This is a genomic window from Brevundimonas sp. T2-11 (assembly GCF_055397675.1).
On the sequence record NZ_AP027920.1, the window covers coordinates 2,723,791 to 2,743,308 of the forward strand.

Below are 19,518 nucleotides of genomic sequence, written 5' to 3' on the forward strand. Positions count from 1 at the left end.
AAGGGAGAATAATGTCATGATCCGCAATCTGCTCATCATCTCCGGCGCCGGGCTGGTCCTCGCCATCGTCGGCATCGGCGGCGCCTTTGCTGTGGGAGGCCGCGACCTGGCCCGCCACGACTGGACCTGGGTGGTCACCGACGACGAGCCCGGCGACGACGGCTTCACCATCGAACGCGGCCAGGTCTCGCCCGACATCACCCGCACCATCGCCTGGGTCGAGGGGCAGCGCCTGGCCATCGATATCCCGGCCGACGTGGTCTACGACCAGCAGGCCGACGCCCCCGGCATCACCGTCTCCGGCGCCGAAACGGTCGTGAACCGCGTCCGCTTCTCCAATGGCCGGCTGACGCTGGATGAAGGTCCGCGCGGCGACCGCAGCTACGTCCGCTGGACCCGGACCGGCATTCGTGGCTGGAGCGAGACCGACGCCCTGAAGATCGTCATCAAGGCCCCCTCGGTGAAGAGCTTCGACCTGTCCGGCCCCACTGAACTGAAGATCCGCGGCTATGACCAGCCGACGCTGGACCTGACCCTGACCGGTTCGTCGGACGTCCGGGTGCAGGGTCGCGCCGAAACGGTGACCGTGGACGTGTCCGGCGCCGGCGACGCCCGCCTGGACGAGCTGATCGTCAACGACGCCAAGGTCCGCGTCAGCGGCTCGGGCGATGTCCGGGTCGGCCCCAACGGCAAGGCGGACGTCGATGTCTCGGGCAGCGGCGAGGTGCGGCTGACTCGCCGTCCCGCCGAACTGCGCCAGTCCGTCAGCGGTTCTGGAGAAGTCACGGAAGACTGATCCGCGACATAGACGATGACTTCACGGCCCCTTTCGTCCCGCGAGAGGGGCCGTTTCGTATGCAGAGCCCGTGACGGCGGCCCCCTCAGCCCCTATCTAGCCAGCATGAGCACCGTCGCCTCCCCCTCCCCCATCCTCGACGCCGCAGGCGTAGCCCCGGACGAGGCCCTGTCGATTCTGCAGACCGCCCTAGCGGGCGCCGACGACGGGGAGCTGTTCCTCGAAAAGACCGAGAGCGAATCCCTGGTCTTTGACGACGGACGGCTGAAGGGCGCCTCCTATGACGCCGTGGAAGGTTTCGGCCTGCGCGTGGTGGCGGGCGAGACCGCAGGCTACGCCCACGCCAATGAGATTTCCGCCGCCGCCATCCGCCGCGCCGCCGACAGCGCCGCCCTGGCCAAGCGCGGCTATGACGGAACCGCCGCCGAGGCGCCGCGCGCCACCAACCAGCGCCTCTATGATCCGGTCGACCCGCTGCTGGCCCCGGTCTTCTCGGACAAGATCGCCCTGCTGGCCGAGATCGACGCCTGGGCGCGCGGCCGCGATCCGCGCGTGGTGCAGGTTTCGGCCTCCCTGGTCGGCGAGCGCCGCGCCATCGACATCCTGCGCGGCGACGGACGGCTGCTCAGCGACCTACGCCCCCTGGTCCGACTGAACGTCTCCGTCACCGTCGAGAAGGACGGCCGCCGCGAGAGCGCCTCGTCCGGCGCGGGCGGCCGCGCGGGCTTCGAGGAATGGGTCGCCCCCGAACGCTGGCAGGCCCAGGTGGACGAGGCCCTGCGTCAGGCCCTGGTCAATCTGGAGGCCGTCGACTGCCCGGCGGGCGAGATGGACGTGGTCCTGGGCGCGGGCTGGCCCGGCGTCCTGCTGCACGAAGCGGTCGGCCACGGCTTCGAGGGCGACTTCCACCGCAAGGGCTCGTCGGTCTTCACCGGCATGATGGGCAAGCGGGTGGCCGCGCCGGGCGTGACGGTCGTAGACGACGGCTCCATCGCCGGGCGTCGCGGCTCCCTGTCCTTCGACGACGAAGGCACCCCGACCTCGCGCACCGTGCTGATCGAGGACGGCATCATGGTCGGCCTGATGCACGACCGGCTGTCGGCGCGTCAGCTGGGGGCGAACGCCACCGGCAACGGTCGGCGCCAGTCCTTCGCCCACACGCCCATGCCGCGCATGACCAACACCTTCATGGAAGGCGGCAAGGATTCGCAGGCCGACATGATCGCCTCGACCAAGCGCGGCCTCTACGCCGCCAACTTCGGCGGCGGCCAGGTGGACATCACCAACGGCAAGTTCGTCTTCCAGTGCACCGAGGCCTATCTGATCGAGGACGGCAAGATCACCGCCCCGGTGCGCGGCGCCACCCTGATCGGCGACGGCGCCACGGCTCTGACCCAGATCCAGATGATCGGCGACGACTTCGCCTTCGACCCCGGCGTCGGCACCTGCGGCAAGGCCGGTCAAGGCGTCCCCGTCGGCATCGGTCAGCCCAGCCTCAAGATCGGCGGCCTGACGGTGGGCGGCACGGCGGTCTAGGGGGCGGCGATCTCCGCCGGCGCCGCCTTCCACTCGGGTCCCTCGACCTCATAGCCCTGGGCCTCCAGCGCATCGAGCACCCCGCCCGTCTCGGCCAGGACGCGCAACTGGGCCACGGCCATGGTGACGCCGGGCTCGCCCAGGGCGGTCTGGATCGCCTCGGCCCACTGACGGCGCAGCAGGGGGGCGATCTCGGGATCGCCCCAGGGCCAGCACAGGCCCAGGGCCTGCTCCAGCGGCTGGGCCATGACCTCGGGCACGCGACGCGCGCGCCAGTCCTGAATGCGGATCGCGGCCCCTTCCGGCCCGGCCTCGGCTGCGGCCAGGGCGCGTTCCAGGCAGACTGCATAGGTCGCAGGCGGGGCGGTGATCAGGCTGTCGACGATCTCGTCGCCCCGCACAGTCCCGACCGGCCGTACAGGGATGCGGGCGTCACGCGCGGCCTTCTTGATGACGTCGGTGGCGTTGCGCGTGCGACCGCGCTCATAGCCGGCCTTGTCGCTCAACAGATCCATGCTGAGAATCATCAGGCTGCTGGTGCGCCAGCCGTCATTGCGTTGATCCGCCATGACCACGTCCAGGCGGGCCTGAACCTCGGGCGACAGATAGTCGGCCGTCGTGGCGCCTTTGGGCAGACTGGCGATGGTGCGAATTCGCCAGATCAGCCGAAAGACATCCGCGGGAGACGCACGCCCCTCCTGCGGGAACAGGATGCGTTGCGAGCGCCGCGTGGCCGCCTCCAGCGCCTCCGGCCGCCATTCGACATCGCGGGGAACTCCGCTGATGGCGCCCACCAGGATCAGGGTGCTGTCTCCCTGCGTCACCTGCCAGATCGGCGCTTCAGAGCGACGCGCGCTGACGATGACCTCGTCCACCGTCGTCACGGGCGAACCCTCGGACAGGTCCTGCGCTCGCGCCGACGTCCCCGACGAGCAGGCGAACACAAGCGCGGAAATCAGCAGGACACGAGACAGCATGGAGCAGGAGGTAACATGCGCGCCGACAGCGTGTAATCTGACTAAACTGTAATGCTGTCAGCGATTTAATCCACCTGTCCGGCTTGTAACTGGAGACTTGGGCTCGTCCCCGCCAAACCTCTCGACACGACCGAGGGAGAGGACGACGCCCATGACCAAGACCATTCTGCTGGCCACCACCGCCGTGCTGACGATCGGTGCCGCCGCGCCTGCTCTCGCCGCCGAAACCGCGCCGACCGCGCCGCGCCAGACGGCCCAGGCCGGCGACCAGGGCGTCCTGGTCTTCACCCCCGACTTCTTTGCGGACGCCCGCCCCAATACGGCGCTGGACATGGTCAACCGCGTGCCGGGCTTCTCGATCAACGACGGCGACGGCGCCCGCGGTTTTGAAGGGGCCGTCGGCAACATCCTGATCAACGGCTCGCGCCCGGCGTCCAAGAACGACACCGGCTCCAATGTCCTGGGCCGCACGGTCGCCACCCAGGTCGAACGCATCGAGCTGGTTCGGGGCGGCGCCCCCGGCATCGACATGCAGGGCTATTCGGTCGTCGCCAACGTCATCCTGAAGACCACCTCCAGCCGCGAGCATGTGCTGACCGCCAACGCCAGCCTGTTCGAAGGCGGCCAGGACCTGTTCGGCGGCTCCTATCAGTTCACGGCCCGCGAAGGCGACCGCACCTGGGGCGTGACCCTGAGCGACGGCATCTCCTCCAGCGACTCCAACGGAGCCGGGCCGGTCGTGCGCGTCGACGCCAACGGCGCCGTCCTGCGCAACGAGCAATATTACAACGACGGCTACGGCGGCGGAAACTCGATCCGCGGCAACTTCTCCACCCCCTTCATGGGCGGCAAGGTCGATCTGACGGCCCGCTACGGCGTCAACGACTGGCACAACATCAACCGCCAGACGGCCCCCGACATCCTGCGCGAGAGCCTTTACGACGAAGACGGCCACAGCGGCGAGTTCGGCGTCGTCTTCACGCGCCCCCTGTCCGAGAAGCTGAAGCTGGAGACCCGGTTCATTCACGAATTCGGCGATTTCGACTCTGTCTCCACCTCTCGCACCCGACTGGGAACGACAGACGAGCCCGAGCAACTGTTCAACGCCGACGGCGAGTCGTCCGAGACCATTCTGCGCGGCCTTGTCCGTTACGAACGTTCGCCCGCCATGGACTTCGAGGGCGGCGGCGAAATCGCCTACAACATGCTGGAGGTCCAGCAGGCCTATTCGGTCGGCGGCGTCGCCGTTCCCCTGCCCTCGGCCTCGGTCAAGGTCGAGGAGACGCGAGGCGAGCTGTTCGGCAAGGCCACCTGGCGGATCAATCCCAGGTGGACGCTGGAAAGCGGGCTGCGGCTGGAATCCTCGACCATCAGCCAATCGGGCGACGCCTCGCAGGAGAAGAGCTTCTTCTTCGCCAAGCCGCGCATCCTGGCGACCTGGACGCCCATGCCCAACAACCAGCTGCGCCTGCGGCTGGAACGCACCGTCGGCCAGCTGGACTTCGGCGACTTCGCGGCCTCGGCCGAGTTCGCCGACGAGAACGTCTTTGGCGGCAATGTGAATCTGGAACCCGAATCGCGCTGGGTCGCCGAAGCCACCTATGAGAAGCGCTTCTGGGGTGAAGGCATCATCAGCATCGGACTGCGCCACGACGAGATCACCAACGCCATCGACGTGATCCCGCTGGACGGCGGCCTGGCGGCGGTCGGCAACATCGGCGACGGCACGCTGGACCAACTGGCCCTCAACGTGACCATCCCCACCGACAAGCTGGGCGTCTCGGGCGGCAAGTTCGGCTTCCGCAACACCTGGAACAAGACCGAGGTCACCGACCCCACCACCGGCGAGAAACGCCCCATCTCGGACGTGCGCGCCAGCCAGGCGACGATCACCTTCCAGCAGGACATCACCTCGTGGAAGCTGCAATGGGGCGGCGCCTGGATCCCTCTGCTGGGTCAGAAGGGCTATCAGCCCGATCAGATCTCGGGCTGGCGCGGCACGGACTATTACGAGATGTGGGCCGAGTACAAGCCGACCCCGACCCTGTCGATCCGAGGCCAGGTCAACATCTGGAACGACTTTGACGTGACCCGCACCGTCTTCGCCGACCGCGACACGCGCCCGGTCCAGTTCGTCGAGACCCGCTTCATCGACCCGCGCACCTTCTGGCAAATCCGCGTGCGCAAGACTTTCTGAGGCTCAAGACCAAGAACCCTCCCCCTCCCGTCGCCCCCAAGCCTGCAGGGGATCAAAAGGGTCTTCCCATCAAACTGAAAAGGGCGGCGCCTCCTGCGAGGCGCCGCCCTTTCCTTGTTCGAAGCCGGTCAGGCGATCAATGAACGCCGGCCATGCCCTTCTTCAGCAGCGGCGACAGGACCAGCAGGACCACGCCGACGGCGACGCCCGTCCAGCCGATGGTCCCGAAGATCGAGCCATAGGTCTGCAGAGCCAACTCCGGGTTGGTCACGACGCCGGCCACGGTGTTCGTGGCCGTGGCGGCGGCGATCCAGCCGGCGACGATGTGAGCCACCGACGACGACAGGAACCAGACGCCCATCATCAGGCCGACCACGCGCGCCACCGACAACTTGGTGATCATCGACAGGCCCACGGGCGACAGGCACAGCTCGCCGATCGTGTGGAAGACATAGGTCAGGAACAGCACCAGCAGCGGCACGCGGAACGACTCGTTGAAGTTGTTCGCGGCCGCCCACGACAGCAGCAGGAAGCCCGCGCCGACGAAGACCAGGGCCGCCGAGAACTTGACCGGCGTCGAGGGTTCACGATTGCGCTTGCCCAGCCAGACCCACAGGGCCGCCATGATCGGACCGCCGATGACGATGACGCCCGGATTGAACATCTGCGTGTAGCCGGCGTTGAACCAGCCCGGCATCTGCGTCGACTGATCGGCGAACAGGGTCAGGGACGAGCCCGCCTGCTCGAACAGGGCCCAGAACAGCACCGAGAAGAAGATCAGCACCTGGGCGACCAGCATGCGCGAGCGCTCGGCGCCCTTCAGACGGAAGACGGTGAAACCGACCACGCCCGCGAAGGTCAGGACCGCGATCGGGATCAGGATGGTCTGAACCACTTCGTGGCGCTGCATCAGCAGCCAGGTCGGAATCACGGCGACGATGCCCGCGATCCAGAAGAAGGCCTCGACCGGCACGCCCAGGATCGAACGCCCCTTCAGCGGAACCGGAGGTCCGCCGCGGCCTTCCAGCCAGGGCTGGCCCAACAGGAAGGTCATCAGGCCCAGCAACATGCCGATGCCCGCCAGACCGAAACCATAGGCCCAGCCATAGGTGAAGCCCAGGTAGGAACAGGCGGCCGTGGCCAGCAGCGACCCCAGGTTGATGCCGACATAGAAGATGGTGAAACCGCCGTCGCGGCGGGGATCGTTCTCTTCATAGAGCGCGCCCACCACGGTCGAGATATTGGCCTTCAGGAAGCCCACGCCCATGATGATCAGCGACAGGGCCAGGAACAGGACCGGCTCGCCAAAGGCGAGGTCCCGCTTGGTCTCGACCTTGTAGCCGCTGGTCGGCGTGAAGGCCGGGAAGCCCTCGTTCGCCGCCGGGCTCGCCGCAGTCTGGCCGGCCGCAGGGACCGTCGCCTGCTCGGCGCCGACCCTGGACACGCCTTCGGGCGTGATGGAGATCTGGACACGCTCGTCGCCCTGGACGGCGAACATGGTGCGGTTCTGGTCACGACCGACGACTTCGATCTGATAGGTCTGATCGCCGATGGTCAGGCTTTCACGTCCACCCGTGCCCTCGAAGGCCATGGTGAAGTGGCCGGCCACCAGCAGAACGGCGCCGATGATCACGGCCTTGCGGGCGCCCAGGTAGCGGTCGGCGATCATGCCGCCCAGAACCGGCATCAGATAAACCAGAGCGGCGTAGGCGGCGTAGATGCCCTGGGCCTCGCCCGGACCGAACAGGAAGTGCTGGGTCAGGTACATGACCAACAGCGCCCGCATGCCGTAGTAGGAGAAGCGTTCCCACATCTCCGTGAAGAACAGGATCACCAGCCCCCGCGGGTGACCCAAAAAGGTCTTGCGAGGCGCCGTAAGCGCGCCCCCTCCATCCGTCGTGCTCAACGGCGAACTCCATGTCAGACGCCCCCGACGGGCGCTAAAGCGGGCAGAAACAGCACGGCCGGGCCGCGCGAACAAGCGTTAACGCCGCGTCCTGTCACCGCAATGACGCATTTGTCACCCCCATCAACACTACCTTAGATTGTTTGAGGCACCTTTTCGACGCGCCATTCAACCCAAGGTGACAGGGGCGCGATCTGAGAAAGGCCGTCGCGCATGACCGTTCGCCGCTTCCTCGCCACCGATATTCCCGCCGTAAACCGGCTTCATCACAACGTCTGGTGGCCTGAACGATCGGCGGAGGGCTGGCGTTGGCTGGACGACAACCCGGTCAGACGCCTGCTGGACGCCCCGGCCGGCTGGGTGATCGAGAACGACGACGGGCAGGCCGCAGCCTTTCTCGGCAACTTCACCCAGCGTTTCTGGATAGGCGATCGCCCGCTCTATGGCGCCACGGGCTTTTCGGTGATCGTGCCGCCTGACCTGAAGGGTCGCAGCCGGGATCTGATCACCGCCTTCCTGCGGCAACCTGGCTGCTTCATCCGCTACACGCTGAACGCCAACGCCCGTTCCTGTCCGCTGTATCAGCGCTATGGCATGCGCCCCTGGCCGCCCGCGACACACGCTCTCAAACTGTCCTGGATCCTCAACCCGACGGCCTGCCTCTACAGTCGAGGCCTGCGGGCGATCGTCGCGCGGGAGCCGCGGGCGGCGCGCTGGCTTGGCGAGCAGTTGATGCCGCTCGGAACCCGTTCGCAAAACGGATTTTCGCCGGACCTTGGGGGCGACGTCCGGCTGTTTGACGATGCGTCCGACGCCCCCGCCTATTCGCGCTTCTGGGATGCTCTACGCGGCCAGGGCCGTCCGGTGGCCGACCGCAGCCCCGCCATGTTGCGATGGCGGCTGACCGACCCGGACATGACGCATCGCCCGGTCCGCCTGGTTCGAGGGATAGACGACGACATCACCGCTCACGCCCTCGCGCTGCTCGGCAAGGGCAACTCCATCGAGCCGCCGGCCCTGGAGATCCTGGACCTCGAAGCCCTGGACCGCGACCGCGCCGCCATTCCCGCCCTGGTCGCCGCCCTGCTGCGACTCGCGCCCTCCCTGGGCGCCGCCAAGGTCCGGCTGCATGTGGTCAGTGAACCGCTTCTGGCCGATCTTGGCGATCTGGCGCGCCGTGCGCGACATGAAGGCGGCTGGGGCCATTGCCATGTCGCCTTCGAGCCGGGCGCCGAGCCGGTCGGTTGGAGTCCGACGCCGTTCGACGGCGACTACTCCTTCTGCATACGCCCCCTGCCCGCGCGAAAGCCCCGCGGGCAAAGGCGAGCCCACGGCTACGAGGTGGAACCCACGGAGGCGAAAGCCGGAGCGTGGAGCGTCAGGGGCGCGCCTTGAGCTCGTCGCGGATCTCGGCCAGAAGGGCCTCGGTCGCGGTCGGGGCGGCGGCCTCGGCCGGCTGCTCGCGACGCATCTTGTTGATGCCCTTGACCAGCAGGAAGACCACAAAGGCCACGATCAGGAACTGGATCAGGGTGTTGATGAAGGCGCCGTACTGGATCGCCACCTTCTCGACGGCTTCGGTCGCCGGATTTTCGGGCACCAGGACCCACTCCAGCTTGGAGAAGTCCACCTTGCCCAGCAGCAGGCCGATGGGCGGCATGATGATCTGATCGACCAGGCTGGTGACGATCTTGCCGAACGAGGCGCCGATGATGACGCCGACCGCCAGGTCGACGACATTGCCGCGCGCGGCGAATTCACGAAACTCGGTCAGCAGGCTCATTCTTCAGTCTTTCGTTTCAAGCGTCGCCAGAAGCGTTCAGACGCTCGCGAAGTTCCTTGCCGCTCTTGAAAAAGGGCACGGCCTTGGCGGGAACTTCCACCGTCTCGCCGGTGCGGGGGTTGCGGCCCGTGCGCGCCGGACGGCTGCGCACCGAAAAGGCGCCGAAGCCACGAAGCTCGACCCGCCCGCCATCCGACAGCGACTCGGTCATCCGCCCCAGGATGACGTTGACGACCCGTTCCACCTCGGCGTGGGTCAGGTGGATGTTCTCGGCCGCCAGCTTCTCGATCAGTTCAGACTTGATCATTCAGGCCCCCGCCTGTGGCTGTTTCAGATGCAGTCGCTTCCGCTCAGGCCCGCACCCTAACCGTCTGACGCCACAGGAATAAAGAGGGCGCATCAGATTAAGAGCGATTCTCACAGGGTAGCCTCGCCATTGGCGCGGGTTCTTGCCCTTGGCGCAAGAAAAAAGGCGGCTGGATCACTCCAGCCGCCCCGTTTTCTGGTCGAAAAGGAAGATTATTCCTTCGAACCGGCCTTTTCACGCAGCGCGGCGCCCAGGATGTCGCCGAGCGAAGCGCCCGAGTCCGACGAACCGAACTGTTCGATGGCCTCGGCCTCGTCCTTCATTTCCAGCGCCTTGACCGACACCGAGACGCGGCGCGTGGCCTTGTCGATGCCCGTGATCATGGCGTCGACGCGATCGCCGACGGCGAAGCGTTCCGGACGTTGCTCGTTGCGGTCACGCGACAGGTCCGACTTGCGGACGAAGGCCGTGACCGGCGCGTCGTCTTCACCGAACTTGACTTCGATGCCGCCCGACTCGACCGCCGTCACCGTGACGGTGACTTGCTGGCCGCGCTTGTAGGTGTCGCCTTCCATCGGATCGCCGCCGAGCTGCTTGACGCCCAGCGAGACGCGTTCCTTCTCGATGTCGACGTCCAGCACCTTGGCCTTGATGGTCTCGCCCTTGCGGTAGCGCTGGATGGCTTCTTCGCCCGAGACGTTCCAGTCCAGGTCCGACAGGTGGACCATGCCGTCGATGTCGTTGTCCAGGCCGACGAACAGGCCGAACTCGGTGGCGTTCTTGACTTCGCCCTCGACGACCGAACCGATCGGGTGGGCCTCGACGAAGGCTTCCCACGGGTTGTTCTGAGCCTGCTTCAGGCCCAGCGAGATACGACGCTTGGCGCTGTCGACGTCCAGGACGATGACGTCCACTTCCTGCGAGGTGGAGACGATCTTGCCCGGGTGGACGTTCTTCTTGGTCCAGGACATTTCCGAGACGTGCACCAGGCCTTCAACGCCCGGCTCCAGCTCCACGAAGGCGCCGTAGTCGGTGATGTTGGTGATGCGGCCGGTGTACTTGGCGTTGACCGGGTACTTGGCTTCGACGCCGTCCCACGGATCCGACTGCAGCTGCTTCATGCCGAGCGAGATGCGCTGGGTGTCCGGGTTGATCTTGACGATCTGGACCTTGACGGTGTCGCCGACGGCCAGGACTTGCGACGGGTGCGAGACGCGCTTCCACGACATGTCGGTGACGTGCAGCAGGCCGTCGATGCCGCCCAGGTCGACGAAGGCGCCGTAGTCGGTGATGTTCTTGACGACGCCTTCGCGGACTTCACCCTCTTGCAGCTGGCCGACCAGCTCCGTGCGCTGTTCGGCGCGGGCTTCTTCCAGGATGGCGCGACGCGAGACGACGATGTTGCCGCGCGGACGGTCCATCTTCAGGATGGCGAAGGGCTGTTCCTTGCCCATCAGCGGACCGACGTCGCGCACCGGGCGGATGTCGACTTGCGAGCCGGGCAGGAAGGCCGAGGCGCCGCCCAGGTCGACGGTGAAGCCGCCCTTGACGCGACCGACGATGGCGCCGTTGACCGGCTGGCCTTCGGCGAAGACGACTTCCAGACGGGTCCAGGCTTCTTCGCGGCGAGCCTTGTCGCGGCTGATGACGGCTTCACCCAGGGCGTTCTCGACGCGCTCCAGGTAGACTTCGACGTTGTCGCCGACCTTCGGCAGCACGGCGCCTTCGCCCTGGCCGAACTCGCGCATCGGGATGCGGCCTTCGGTCTTCAGGCCGACGTCGATGATGACGATGTCTTTTTCGATGCCGACGACGCGGCCGTGAACGACCTGGCCTTCGCCGAGGTCGCGACCCTGCAGTTGTTCGTCAAGCAGCGCGGCGAAATCGTCGCGCGAGGGGTTGAGAGTGTCGGTCATGGAACTCTGGGGTTGAGGCGCGCGACCGAATGGTCCCGCGCGGGTGGATAAACTTGGAAAGGGAAAATCAGGTCGTCAGGACGCGAGGCCGGCGCAAGGGGCGCGAACAAGGAAAGCCAGAACGCCCGCGGAAGCCGAGGTCAGGAGCGTTGGATTTGTCCAGCAAGGTCTAAACCCCGGCCCGGACGCGCGCCGCCTCGACGATACGGCGGGCCGCATCGAAGGCGGCCTCTATACCCAGATCGGTCGTATCCAGCAAGACCGCGTCCTCGGCCTGGACCATGGGGGCGGAATCCCGGCCCGAGTCCCGCTCGTCACGACGGCGAATGTCCTCCAGCATGTCAGCGAAGGCGATGTCCTGCCCTCGTGCGGTCAGCTGCTTCCAGCGCCGCTCGGCGCGAACCTCGGGCGTGGCGGTGACGTAAAGCTTGGCGACGGCGTCGGGGGCGATGACCGTGCCGATGTCGCGACCGTCCAGAACCGCGCCGCCGGGCTGGCGGGCGAAATCCTGCTGCAGCTTCAGCAGGGCGGCGCGCACGCCCGGATGGCTGGCGACCCGGCTGGCCGCCTCGCCCGCATGACGCTCGGTCAGCCGAGCATTTTCAGACAGCCCCGCGAGGTCCAGCGACAGGGCCGCCGCCTCGGCTGCGGCCGCGTCGCCCAGATCCCGCCCCGCATCCAGCACCGCCAGACCCACCGCGCGATACAGCAGGCCGGTGTCCAGATGCGGCAGGCCGTAGTGCGCCGCCAGACGGGCGGCGATAGTGCCCTTGCCCGAGGCGGCGGGGCCATCGACGGCGATGACAAGATTCTTGTTCAAATCGATATTTCCTTCACGGCCCGCCGGGCGTGTCCGCTGCTTCTCACGGCTTCGGTCTCAGGACGCAAGCGATCCTGAAGCATCCGAGCGCGAAAACCAGCAGAACCGCGCTCGATCCCAGCATAATCCCGATACGACGCCAGAAACGTTCGACCGCGACGGTTTCCGACAGATCCAGGGCCGCGTGACCGTTCATACGGCCGTCCGAAAGGTCCCACAGGCCCTCGGCGAAAAAGCCGAGCGCGAACAGCAGAAAGCTCAGACACAGAACCAGCAAACCCGCGCCGATCGCCCTGAGAACGAGATGCGGGGGCAAGGGTCTGGATGCGGGCGTGCTCACGCCGCGCGCCGCGTCAATGCGACCGCTCCCGCCCGAAAAGCGCTCGCCAGGCCGACAGGGCGCAGATCAGCGTCACGCTGGCGCAGCACGCCAGCCCCGCGCCGATAAAGGCGATCATGGCCCAGAAGGCGACCGGATGATCGCCGGCGCTAAGGCCCGGCCCCTTTCGGCCCGGCAACCAGCCGCTCTGAACGATCTCGAACAGCTCGCGGCCGCCGATCCACAGCAGGGCTCCGAGAAGACCAGCCGCGACGGTATGACCCAGCCAGGGCATGCGGGCGGCCGATCCAGACGCCCTCATCCGACGTCCGCGCCCAGCCCGTTCATCACCTCGACGAAACCGGGGAAGCTGGTGGCGATCATTTCCGGGTCCAGCACCGATACCGGCTGCTCGGCGGCCAGGCCGAGGATCAGATGGCTCATGGCGATGCGGTGATCGTGGGCGGTGGCGACGGTCGCACCGCCCTTGACCGAGCCTCCGGTGACGATGAAGCCCTCGGCCTCTTCCTCGACCGCCACGCCGCAGGCGCTCAGACCGGCGACCATCAGGGCGATGCGGTCGCTTTCCTTGACCCGCATCTCGCCGATGCCGCGCATGACGGTGCGGCCCTCGGCACAGGCGGCGGTCGCCGACAGGATGGGGTATTCGTCGATCATCGAGGCGGCGCGGTCCTCAGGCACGACCACGCCCTTCAGCGCCGAATGGCGGGCGGTGATGTCGCCGACGTCCTCGCCCCCGCTGACGCGGCGGTTGGAGATGGTCAGGTCAGCGCCCATCTCGATCCAGGTGTCGAACAGACCGGTGCGCTGCGGGTTCAGCATGACGCCCTCGACCGTCACCTCCGCCCCCGGAACGATCAGGGCCGCCGCCAGGGGGAAGGCCGCCGAGGACGGATCGCCCGGCACGGCCACATGGGTTCCGCTCAGCTTCTGTCCGCCCGTCAGGCGAATGCGCCAGCCCTCGCCTTCCTCGGTCACGTCCACCGTCGCGCCGAAGGCGCGCAGCATCCGCTCGGTGTGATCGCGGCTCTTTTCCGGCTCGACCACGACGGTCTCGCCCGCTGCGTTCAGCCCGGCCAGAAGGATGGCCGACTTGATCTGGGCCGAGGCGACCGTCTGCACATATTCAACGCCGCTCAGGCTCCCGCCGTGCAGGGTCAGGGGCACGCGATCCTCGGCCGCGTTCCAGTCGAAGCGGGCGCCCATGTCGGCCAGGGGACCGGTGACGCGCTTCATCGGCCGCTTGCGCAGCGAGGCGTCGCCGTCAAAGGTCGCGCTCAGGTCATAGCCGGCGGCCGCGCCCATCAGCAGCCGCACCCCGGTGCCGGCGTTGCCGCAGTCGATGACCGAAGCCGGGGTCTTGAAGCCGCCCTGACCCGTCACGCGCCAACGCCCCTCGCCCAGGCGCTCGACCCCGGCGCCGAAGGCCTCGACGGCGCGGCCGGTGGCCAGGATGTCGTCGCCCTCCAGCAGGCCCTCGATCTCGGTCACACCCTCGGCCATGCCCCCGAAAATGAGCGAGCGATGCGACATCGACTTGTCGCCCGGCGCACGGACGACGCCCTTGAGAGAAGCGACAACGGGGCGCGCAGTAAGGGTCGAAGAGGCGGTCACCTGGCCAAAAACTCCAATTGTTCAGGAAACGCCGCGCTGACGCGGGTAAGAAGGCTTTTGACAGCGGCCCCCGTGGGTGGCAAGGGAGCCGGCCGAATTCCGGAATTTCAACTCCTGCCGAAGGTAATCCCGTGGCCAAACCCGAACTGGGCCAAAAGCAGGTCTGCCCGAACTGCCAGGCCAAATTCTACGATCTGAACCGTCGCCCGGCGCACTGCCCCAAGTGCGACACCGAGTTCGATCCGCTTGAAGAAGCAATGCGCAACCGTCGCGTGCGCGGTCGCGCCGGCGCCGGCTTCGCCGCCGACGACGAGGCCGAGGATCAAGTCGCCGACAAGTCGGCTGACGGCGACGACGAGGAAGAAGACACCGAAGCCTCGACCCCCGAGATCGACGAGGAAGGTCATGAGCCGATCTTGACGCCCGACGATGACGACGACGGCGAATCCGGCGCCGACGACGCCGGCATGGGCTCGTCCGACGGCGACGACGACGACGCCCTGGGCGACGACGACGATGACTCGGTGCCCTTCATCGAGGACGAAGACGACGACAGCCTCGACGACGACATCGTCAAGCCGTCGCGCGACGACGATTGATACCAAGGGTCGGAAAAACAAGCGGAAAAAAAGTTGTCAGGGCGGCTTGATCTCTCAAAAGCCCTGACATAGTTTCCGCCCCTCGCTGGGGGCCAAAATCTCCGGCGAGGCCGACCGAAAGGTTCGGGGCTTTAGCTCAGTTGGTAGAGCGCTTGCATGGCATGCAAGAGGTCAGCGGTTCGACTCCGCTAAGCTCCACCATTCGTCGATACATACCCAAGCCGCAAGGCGCGGGGCTTTAGCTCAGTTGGTAGAGCGCTTGCATGGCATGCAAGAGGTCAGCGGTTCGACTCCGCTAAGCTCCACCATCGAAGGCCTCGCGGAGCACCCGCGGGGCCTTCGTCCTTTTCAGCCCTCAGTGATGCGACGTTAACCGCCACGGCCTATCGCCGACGGCAGTATGCGTTTCCAGACCTTCGCCGCCGCCCTCGTCCTGATCCTGCTTTCAGCCGCCTGGCTGACTCTGAATGACGAAAGAGGATCGGCCGCCGCCGGTGCGCCTGCGCCGTCCTGGAATCGGCCGCCCGGCGACGCAGACCTGCTGTGCCGCGTCGCCTATGTCCACGACGGCGACAGCCTGAGGTGTCAGGACGGCGCCCGCATCCGGCTGCACGCGATCGCCGCACGCGAAAAGGACGAAACCTGCTCTTCCGGCCACCCCTGCCCCGTCGCCTCGGGCGCGGCGGCGACCCAGGCGCTGAAGCGCCTGGCCGAAGGGCGGGAGCTGACCTGCCGGTCCATCGGTCGCAGCTATGACCGCCTCACCGCCGTCTGCTGGACCCCCGAAGGCGTCGAGGTGAACTGCGCCATGATCCGCAGCGGCACGGCCGTGATCTGGCCGCGCTACAATCGTCAGACGCCGATCTGCAGCTGACGACGGCGCCGGACTGCCTTTTTCCGCCGATAGAGGGTATGGAAGCCGCCATATTCGCATTCAGAGGCATGATCCGCCCGTGAGCTCATCGCTGACCGCGTCCTCCGCCGAGGACAAGACCAAGACCCGCGCCATCGTCCCCGTGTCGATGAAGGGCTATGACGCCGACTTTCAGGCCTTCGCCGACGCCCTGGGCGCCTCCTTCGCCCGCTACGGCTTCGCCGTCATCGCCGACCATGGCCTGGAGCAGGGTCTGATCGACGCCGCCGTTTCCGACGCCAAGGCCTTCTTCGCCCTGCCTGAAGACGTGAAGCGCCAGTATCACCAGCCCGGCACCGGCGGCGCACGCGGCCTTACCCCCTTCGGCGTCGAGGCGGCCAAGGGCGCCAAGGCCGTCGACCTGAAGGAGTTCTGGCACACCGGCCGCGAGCTGCCTGAAGGCCATCCCTATCGCCAATACATGCGCGACAACGTCTGGCCGACCGAGGTGGCGGGCTTCCAGGAGCACGTCTACGGCCTCTATGACGGTCTCGACGAACTGGGCCGCCGCGTGCTGAAGGCCATCGCCCGCTACCTGAAGCTGGACGACGCCTACTTCGAGGACAAGGTCCAGCTGGGCAACAGCGTGCTGCGTCTGCTGCACTATCCGCCGGTCCCGGCCGACGCCCCGGGCGTGCGCGCGGGCGCCCATGAGGACATCAACGTCATCACCCTGCTGCTGGGCGCCGAAGAGGCCGGCCTGCAGCTCAAGGACGCCGACGGCGAATGGCTGGACATCGCCCCGCCGCCAGGCGCCCTGGTGGTCAACATCGGCGACATGCTGCAGCGGCTGGTCAACCACGTCCTGCCGTCGACGACGCACCGCGTGGTCAATCCGGCGCCCGAGCGTCGCGGCTTCGCCCGCTATTCGACGCCCTTCTTCCTGCACTTCAACCCGGACTTCCCGATCGAGACCCTGCCGTCGACGATCACGGCGGAGAACCCGGACCGCTATGCGGGCAAGACCATCCTGGCCGAGGACTTCCTGACCGAGCGCCTGAAGGAAATCCGCCTGATCTGACCGGACGGAACCACCAGAATGAAGAAGGGCCGGCGGAGCTATCCGCCGGCCCTTTTATCTGTCCCGCGTCCAGCGTCAGCGCGCGATGCGCAGTCGGGTGATGTCGCGACCGATGGCCTTGAAGGCCTCCTTCAGGTCCGTGCCGCTGCTGGCCTGGAAGAAGTGCTTGTCCTTCGAGGTCGCGCAGGCCTCCATCACCTCGATGGCGGTGTCGACGCCGGCGCCGCCGCGGTTCGTGCCCAGACCGAAGCCAACCGTATAGACGACGACGTTCTCGCGCTTCATGGCGTCGCACATGGCGACCGACTGGGCGAAGGGACTGCCGTTGTCGGAGCAGTTGATCTGAAACTCCGCCCGCCCGGCGCTGCCGTTGGACGGCGCGTCGCGCGAGATGACGCCCTGACAATAGGGGGTGTTGAAATCGCCGTCCGTCATCAGGACCACCGCCTTCAGCGTCTTGGAAGGCTCATAGTCCGCCGGGCGGCTGTCGGCCGAGCCCCACAGCGAACCGAACGAAGGCGACACCATGTACCAGCCCCAGGCGATGCCGATCTGACCAGCCGTGGAGCCTGTGGCGGTGTAGCCGTTGATCTTGCTCTTCAGACTGTCGATGTCGCTGGACAGAGGGGAAATCTGGCTGCCCAGGCAGGAATTGTTGCTGTCGGGATAGTTGCGGCCGATCCACTGGCCGACCGCCGGGGCGGCGTCGGTATAGGCCTGCGCACCCGCGCGCTCACTGACGCAGTTGCTCTTCGGCAGGGTTCGCAGCTGATCGTAGCGATTGATGAAGATGCGCTCGTTGCAACCGTCGTAGCCGCACTGGGCCGAGCCGCCGCGACTGTAGTTCGCCTGGTTCGGACCCAGCAGATCGACGCGAAACTGATTGGCGTCGATACGCGTGGCCTGGAAGGTGGCGTTCAGGTTGGTCATCCCCTGCACGCCGGAAATCCGCACGAAATCACCATCCGACAAGGTGTGTCCGGTCGAGGTGACGACCACCGTGCAGTCCGAGCGCCAGCACTTGCGCACCGTCCCGCCCGTGCCGTCGCGGCTGTAGCCGGTCGTGCTCACCCCGTTGAGGCGGAACTGACTCGCGCTCACCCTGGTCACTGTATAGATGCGGTCGTTCAGGTCGGTCATGCGGCTGACGCCGGTCAGCCAGACACGATCGCCGGTCTCGAGACCATGGCTGTTGGCGGTCACCACAGCCGGATTCTGACGGCTGATGGTGCTGACCGTCTTGGCGGCGTCCGCCCAGCCCGCCGCCGTCACCGTGGTCGCCTGTTGCAAGGCGCCGCGCACGGAATCAGCATGGCTTCCGACGTTCACGCCCATCGAATAGGGCACCAGGGCGACCCTGGAATAGAAAGGCGTCTGCTCCTTCTGCACCACCAGATCGATCAGATCCTTGGCCGCCGTCTTCAGATCCGTCAGTCGCGACCCCGCCATCGAACCCGTGATGTCCAGCGCCATCGCCACCTCGACGTTACGCGAGGCGCGCAGCACTTCAGAGGTGCTGCCGACCGGCAGGTAGTCGTCCAGCAGCTTGCCGTAGGGCGGCAAGACGATGTTGGCGACCAGGACCTTCACATTGACGTTGGCGTCCGCGACGATCTTGTTGCCCTCCAGGGTGAAGCTGGCGGTATCGCCGGTTCCATCCTGAAAATAGGCGGGCATATTGGCCTTCAGAGCCGCCATGCCGACACGGTTCAGGTTGACGTCGTCGGTGTACTTGGAGCGCGCCGCCGCCAGTGCGGCCGCGTCGAGCGCATCCTGCAGGTTGGCCTTCACCTTGGAGGCCTGATGGATGTCGATGGCGCCGAAACTGACCATGACCAGGACCGGCAGGGCCAGGGCGAACATCATCGCCACATTGCCGCGTCGGGCCGCCACGAATCCGCGCGCAAGGCCGCACCCCCTTCGCGCCCATCGGTTCACCCCATTCGTCAGCCCGTTCGTCACCGTCTCGGCCCCTGAATTCCACAACGGACACAGGTCCGCATTCAGACGAATGGTGACGCCGTTCGGTTAAGGCTTGGCCCTACAGCGACGGTTAATGCGGCCTTAGCGGTCGACGCAGCGGTCCAGCCCGGCTTCTCGCACCGTGCCCATGGCGGCCTGGATGCGGCTGGCCCGCCTGCGGACATAGGGACCGGGCGAGGCGGCCTTGTAGCGACGGGGGCTGGGCAGGATGGCGGCCAGGCGAGCGGCCTCGCGCGCCGTCAGGTTCTCGGCGCTCTTGTCGAACCAGTGGCGCGAGGCGGCCTCGGCGCCATAGACGCCCGGCGCCCATTCGGCGACGTTCAAGTACATCTCCATGATCCGGCGCTTGCCCCAGACCAGTTCGATCAGTCCGGTGTAGCCGGTCTCCAGCCCCTTGCGGACCCAGTCGCGGCCGGGCCAGAGAAAGACGTTCTTGGCCGTTTGCTGACTGATGGTCGAGCCGCCCCGCACCTTGCCTGAACCGCGCTGCTCGGCGCGTTCATTGGCCTCCAGCGCCTTCTGGATAGCCTCCACGTCGAAGCCGTGGTGCTGACAGAAGCGGGCGTCCTCGGCGGCGATCACCGCCTCGACCAGACGCGGCGAGATCCGGTCAAGCGAGCGCCAGCGATAGTCCATGCCGTGACCGGCGACCGCCTGCTTGACCATCAGGATGGTGAACAGCGGCGGGACGAAGCGGTGCAGCACCACCCCCCCGATCGGAATCAGGGCCAGGATCAGCAGCAGGGTCAGCAGCGGGCGCCGCTTGCGGGTCTTCGCACGGGTCATGACGCCATCCTGCCGGGCTCAAGC

At 66.9% G+C, this 19,518-nt stretch carries 18 protein-coding genes and 2 tRNA genes; 9 read left to right on the top strand and 11 right to left on the bottom strand.

Annotated features, from left to right (window positions below):
- Positions 1-16 precede the first annotated feature (16 nt).
- Together ACZ5XO_RS13350 and tldD are read left to right on the top strand one after the other, a co-directional pair.
- Entirely contained in the window at positions 17-796 is a 780-nt protein-coding gene (locus tag ACZ5XO_RS13350; RefSeq protein ID WP_464162845.1) for a GIN domain-containing protein, read from the top strand.
- Positions 797-901: 105 nt separating this feature from the next.
- Positions 902-2,332 (top strand): metalloprotease TldD, encoded by a 1,431-nt coding sequence (gene tldD / locus ACZ5XO_RS13355; protein WP_464162846.1) that lies wholly within the window; start codon positions 902-904, stop codon positions 2,330-2,332.
- On the opposite strand, the gene ACZ5XO_RS13360 is transcribed toward tldD, so the two are convergent.
- Positions 2,329-3,309 (bottom strand): TraB/GumN family protein, encoded by a 981-nt coding sequence (locus tag ACZ5XO_RS13360; RefSeq protein ID WP_464162847.1) that lies wholly within the window; start codon positions 3,307-3,309, stop codon positions 2,329-2,331. The genes tldD and ACZ5XO_RS13360 overlap by 4 nt on opposite strands.
- Before the next feature lie 151 nt (positions 3,310-3,460).
- Between ACZ5XO_RS13360 and ACZ5XO_RS13365 the strand changes: the two genes are divergently transcribed.
- Positions 3,461-5,506 (top strand): TonB-dependent receptor plug domain-containing protein, encoded by a 2,046-nt coding sequence (locus ACZ5XO_RS13365; RefSeq protein WP_464162848.1) that lies wholly within the window; start codon positions 3,461-3,463, stop codon positions 5,504-5,506.
- A 136-nt stretch (positions 5,507-5,642) separates the two neighbouring features.
- Here ACZ5XO_RS13365 and ACZ5XO_RS13370 read toward each other — a convergent pair whose 3' ends face one another.
- Positions 5,643-7,340 carry a peptide MFS transporter gene (locus ACZ5XO_RS13370; RefSeq protein ID WP_464162850.1) on the bottom strand — a complete coding sequence of 566 codons (1,698 nt, stop codon included), beginning with the start codon at positions 7,338-7,340 and terminating at the stop codon, positions 5,643-5,645.
- Between the two features lie 285 nt (positions 7,341-7,625).
- Between ACZ5XO_RS13370 and ACZ5XO_RS13375 the strand changes: the two genes are divergently transcribed.
- Positions 7,626-8,807, top strand: a complete 1,182-nt coding sequence (locus ACZ5XO_RS13375; protein ID WP_464162851.1) for an N-acetyltransferase — start codon at positions 7,626-7,628, stop codon at positions 8,805-8,807.
- On the opposite strand, the gene mscL is transcribed toward ACZ5XO_RS13375, so the two are convergent.
- The 7 genes from mscL to aroA form a co-directional block, all read right to left on the bottom strand.
- Positions 8,791-9,195 (bottom strand): large-conductance mechanosensitive channel protein MscL, encoded by a 405-nt coding sequence (mscL, locus tag ACZ5XO_RS13380; protein ID WP_105562596.1) that lies wholly within the window; start codon positions 9,193-9,195, stop codon positions 8,791-8,793. The two genes, ACZ5XO_RS13375 and mscL, sit on opposite strands and share 17 nt — an antisense overlap.
- A 16-nt stretch (positions 9,196-9,211) precedes the next feature.
- A complete protein-coding gene (locus ACZ5XO_RS13385; RefSeq protein WP_207823342.1) occupies positions 9,212-9,502 on the bottom strand; it encodes an integration host factor subunit beta in 291 nt (96 codons plus the stop codon).
- A 212-nt stretch (positions 9,503-9,714) separates the two neighbouring features.
- Positions 9,715-11,418, bottom strand: coding sequence for a 30S ribosomal protein S1 (gene rpsA, locus ACZ5XO_RS13390; RefSeq protein WP_464162852.1), 1,704 nt, complete (start codon positions 11,416-11,418; stop codon positions 9,715-9,717).
- A 169-nt stretch (positions 11,419-11,587) separates the two neighbouring features.
- Positions 11,588-12,238 (bottom strand): (d)CMP kinase, encoded by a 651-nt coding sequence (gene cmk, locus ACZ5XO_RS13395; protein WP_464162853.1) that lies wholly within the window; start codon positions 12,236-12,238, stop codon positions 11,588-11,590.
- Between the two features lie 43 nt (positions 12,239-12,281).
- Positions 12,282-12,578, bottom strand: a complete 297-nt coding sequence (locus ACZ5XO_RS13400; RefSeq protein ID WP_464162854.1) for a hypothetical protein — start codon at positions 12,576-12,578, stop codon at positions 12,282-12,284.
- Positions 12,579-12,591: 13 nt separating this feature from the next.
- Positions 12,592-12,879 carry a hypothetical protein gene (locus tag ACZ5XO_RS13405; protein ID WP_464162855.1) on the bottom strand — a complete coding sequence of 96 codons (288 nt, stop codon included), beginning with the start codon at positions 12,877-12,879 and terminating at the stop codon, positions 12,592-12,594.
- Entirely contained in the window at positions 12,876-14,111 is a 1,236-nt protein-coding gene (gene aroA / locus ACZ5XO_RS13410) for a 3-phosphoshikimate 1-carboxyvinyltransferase (protein WP_464162856.1), read from the bottom strand. The genes ACZ5XO_RS13405 and aroA overlap by 4 nt, the downstream gene beginning before the upstream one ends.
- A gap of 212 nt (positions 14,112-14,323) precedes the next feature.
- On the opposite strand from aroA, the gene ACZ5XO_RS13415 reads away from it, so the two are divergent.
- The 5 genes from ACZ5XO_RS13415 (at position 14,324) to ACZ5XO_RS13435 (ending at position 16,725) form a co-directional block, all read left to right on the top strand.
- Positions 14,324-14,791 (top strand): TIGR02300 family protein, encoded by a 468-nt coding sequence (locus ACZ5XO_RS13415; protein WP_464162857.1) that lies wholly within the window; start codon positions 14,324-14,326, stop codon positions 14,789-14,791.
- Between the two features lie 125 nt (positions 14,792-14,916).
- Positions 14,917-14,992: transfer RNA gene (locus ACZ5XO_RS13420), tRNA-Ala, on the top strand.
- Positions 14,993-15,023: 31 nt separating this feature from the next.
- Positions 15,024-15,099, top strand: a tRNA-Ala gene (locus ACZ5XO_RS13425).
- Between the two features lie 92 nt (positions 15,100-15,191).
- Positions 15,192-15,665: a thermonuclease family protein gene (locus ACZ5XO_RS13430; RefSeq protein WP_464162858.1), complete on the top strand. Its 474-nt coding sequence runs from the start codon at positions 15,192-15,194 to the stop codon at positions 15,663-15,665.
- A gap of 148 nt (positions 15,666-15,813) precedes the next feature.
- A complete protein-coding gene (locus ACZ5XO_RS13435; RefSeq protein WP_464164927.1) occupies positions 15,814-16,725 on the top strand; it encodes an isopenicillin N synthase family dioxygenase in 912 nt (303 codons plus the stop codon).
- Positions 16,726-16,800: 75 nt separating this feature from the next.
- Here the strand turns inward: ACZ5XO_RS13435 and ACZ5XO_RS13440 are convergent, their stop codons facing one another.
- Both ACZ5XO_RS13440 and mtgA read right to left on the bottom strand, forming a co-directional pair.
- The gene (locus tag ACZ5XO_RS13440; RefSeq protein WP_464162859.1) at positions 16,801-18,618 is read right to left on the bottom strand and encodes a ubiquitin-activating E1 FCCH domain-containing protein; all 1,818 of its coding nucleotides are present in this window, start codon (positions 18,616-18,618) and stop codon (positions 16,801-16,803) included.
- A gap of 171 nt (positions 18,619-18,789) precedes the next feature.
- Positions 18,790-19,494, bottom strand: a complete 705-nt coding sequence (gene mtgA / locus ACZ5XO_RS13445; RefSeq protein WP_464162860.1) for a monofunctional biosynthetic peptidoglycan transglycosylase — start codon at positions 19,492-19,494, stop codon at positions 18,790-18,792.
- Positions 19,495-19,518 lie beyond the last annotated feature (24 nt).

What these genes read in the sequence shown, in the direction of transcription:
- ACZ5XO_RS13350 (WP_464162845.1), top strand. Translation starts at nt 17, where the DNA reads ATGATCCGCAATCTGCTCATCATCTCCGGCGCCGGGCTGGTCCTCGCC.
- tldD (WP_464162846.1), top strand. Translation starts at nt 902, where the DNA reads ATGAGCACCGTCGCCTCCCCCTCCCCCATCCTCGACGCCGCAGGCGTA.
- ACZ5XO_RS13360 (WP_464162847.1), bottom strand. Translation starts at nt 3,309, where the DNA reads ATGCTGTCTCGTGTCCTGCTGATTTCCGCGCTTGTGTTCGCCTGCTCG.
- ACZ5XO_RS13365 (WP_464162848.1), top strand. Translation starts at nt 3,461, where the DNA reads ATGACCAAGACCATTCTGCTGGCCACCACCGCCGTGCTGACGATCGGT.
- ACZ5XO_RS13375 (WP_464162851.1), top strand. Translation starts at nt 7,626, where the DNA reads ATGACCGTTCGCCGCTTCCTCGCCACCGATATTCCCGCCGTAAACCGG.
- mscL (WP_105562596.1), bottom strand. Translation starts at nt 9,195, where the DNA reads ATGAGCCTGCTGACCGAGTTTCGTGAATTCGCCGCGCGCGGCAATGTC.
- ACZ5XO_RS13385 (WP_207823342.1), bottom strand. Translation starts at nt 9,502, where the DNA reads ATGATCAAGTCTGAACTGATCGAGAAGCTGGCGGCCGAGAACATCCAC.
- rpsA (WP_464162852.1), bottom strand. Translation starts at nt 11,418, where the DNA reads ATGACCGACACTCTCAACCCCTCGCGCGACGATTTCGCCGCGCTGCTT.
- ACZ5XO_RS13405 (WP_464162855.1), bottom strand. Translation starts at nt 12,879, where the DNA reads ATGAGGGCGTCTGGATCGGCCGCCCGCATGCCCTGGCTGGGTCATACC.
- aroA (WP_464162856.1), bottom strand. Translation starts at nt 14,111, where the DNA reads ATGTCGCATCGCTCGCTCATTTTCGGGGGCATGGCCGAGGGTGTGACC.
- ACZ5XO_RS13430 (WP_464162858.1), top strand. Translation starts at nt 15,192, where the DNA reads ATGCGTTTCCAGACCTTCGCCGCCGCCCTCGTCCTGATCCTGCTTTCA.
- ACZ5XO_RS13435 (WP_464164927.1), top strand. Translation starts at nt 15,814, where the DNA reads ATGAAGGGCTATGACGCCGACTTTCAGGCCTTCGCCGACGCCCTGGGC.
- mtgA (WP_464162860.1), bottom strand. Translation starts at nt 19,494, where the DNA reads ATGACCCGTGCGAAGACCCGCAAGCGGCGCCCGCTGCTGACCCTGCTG.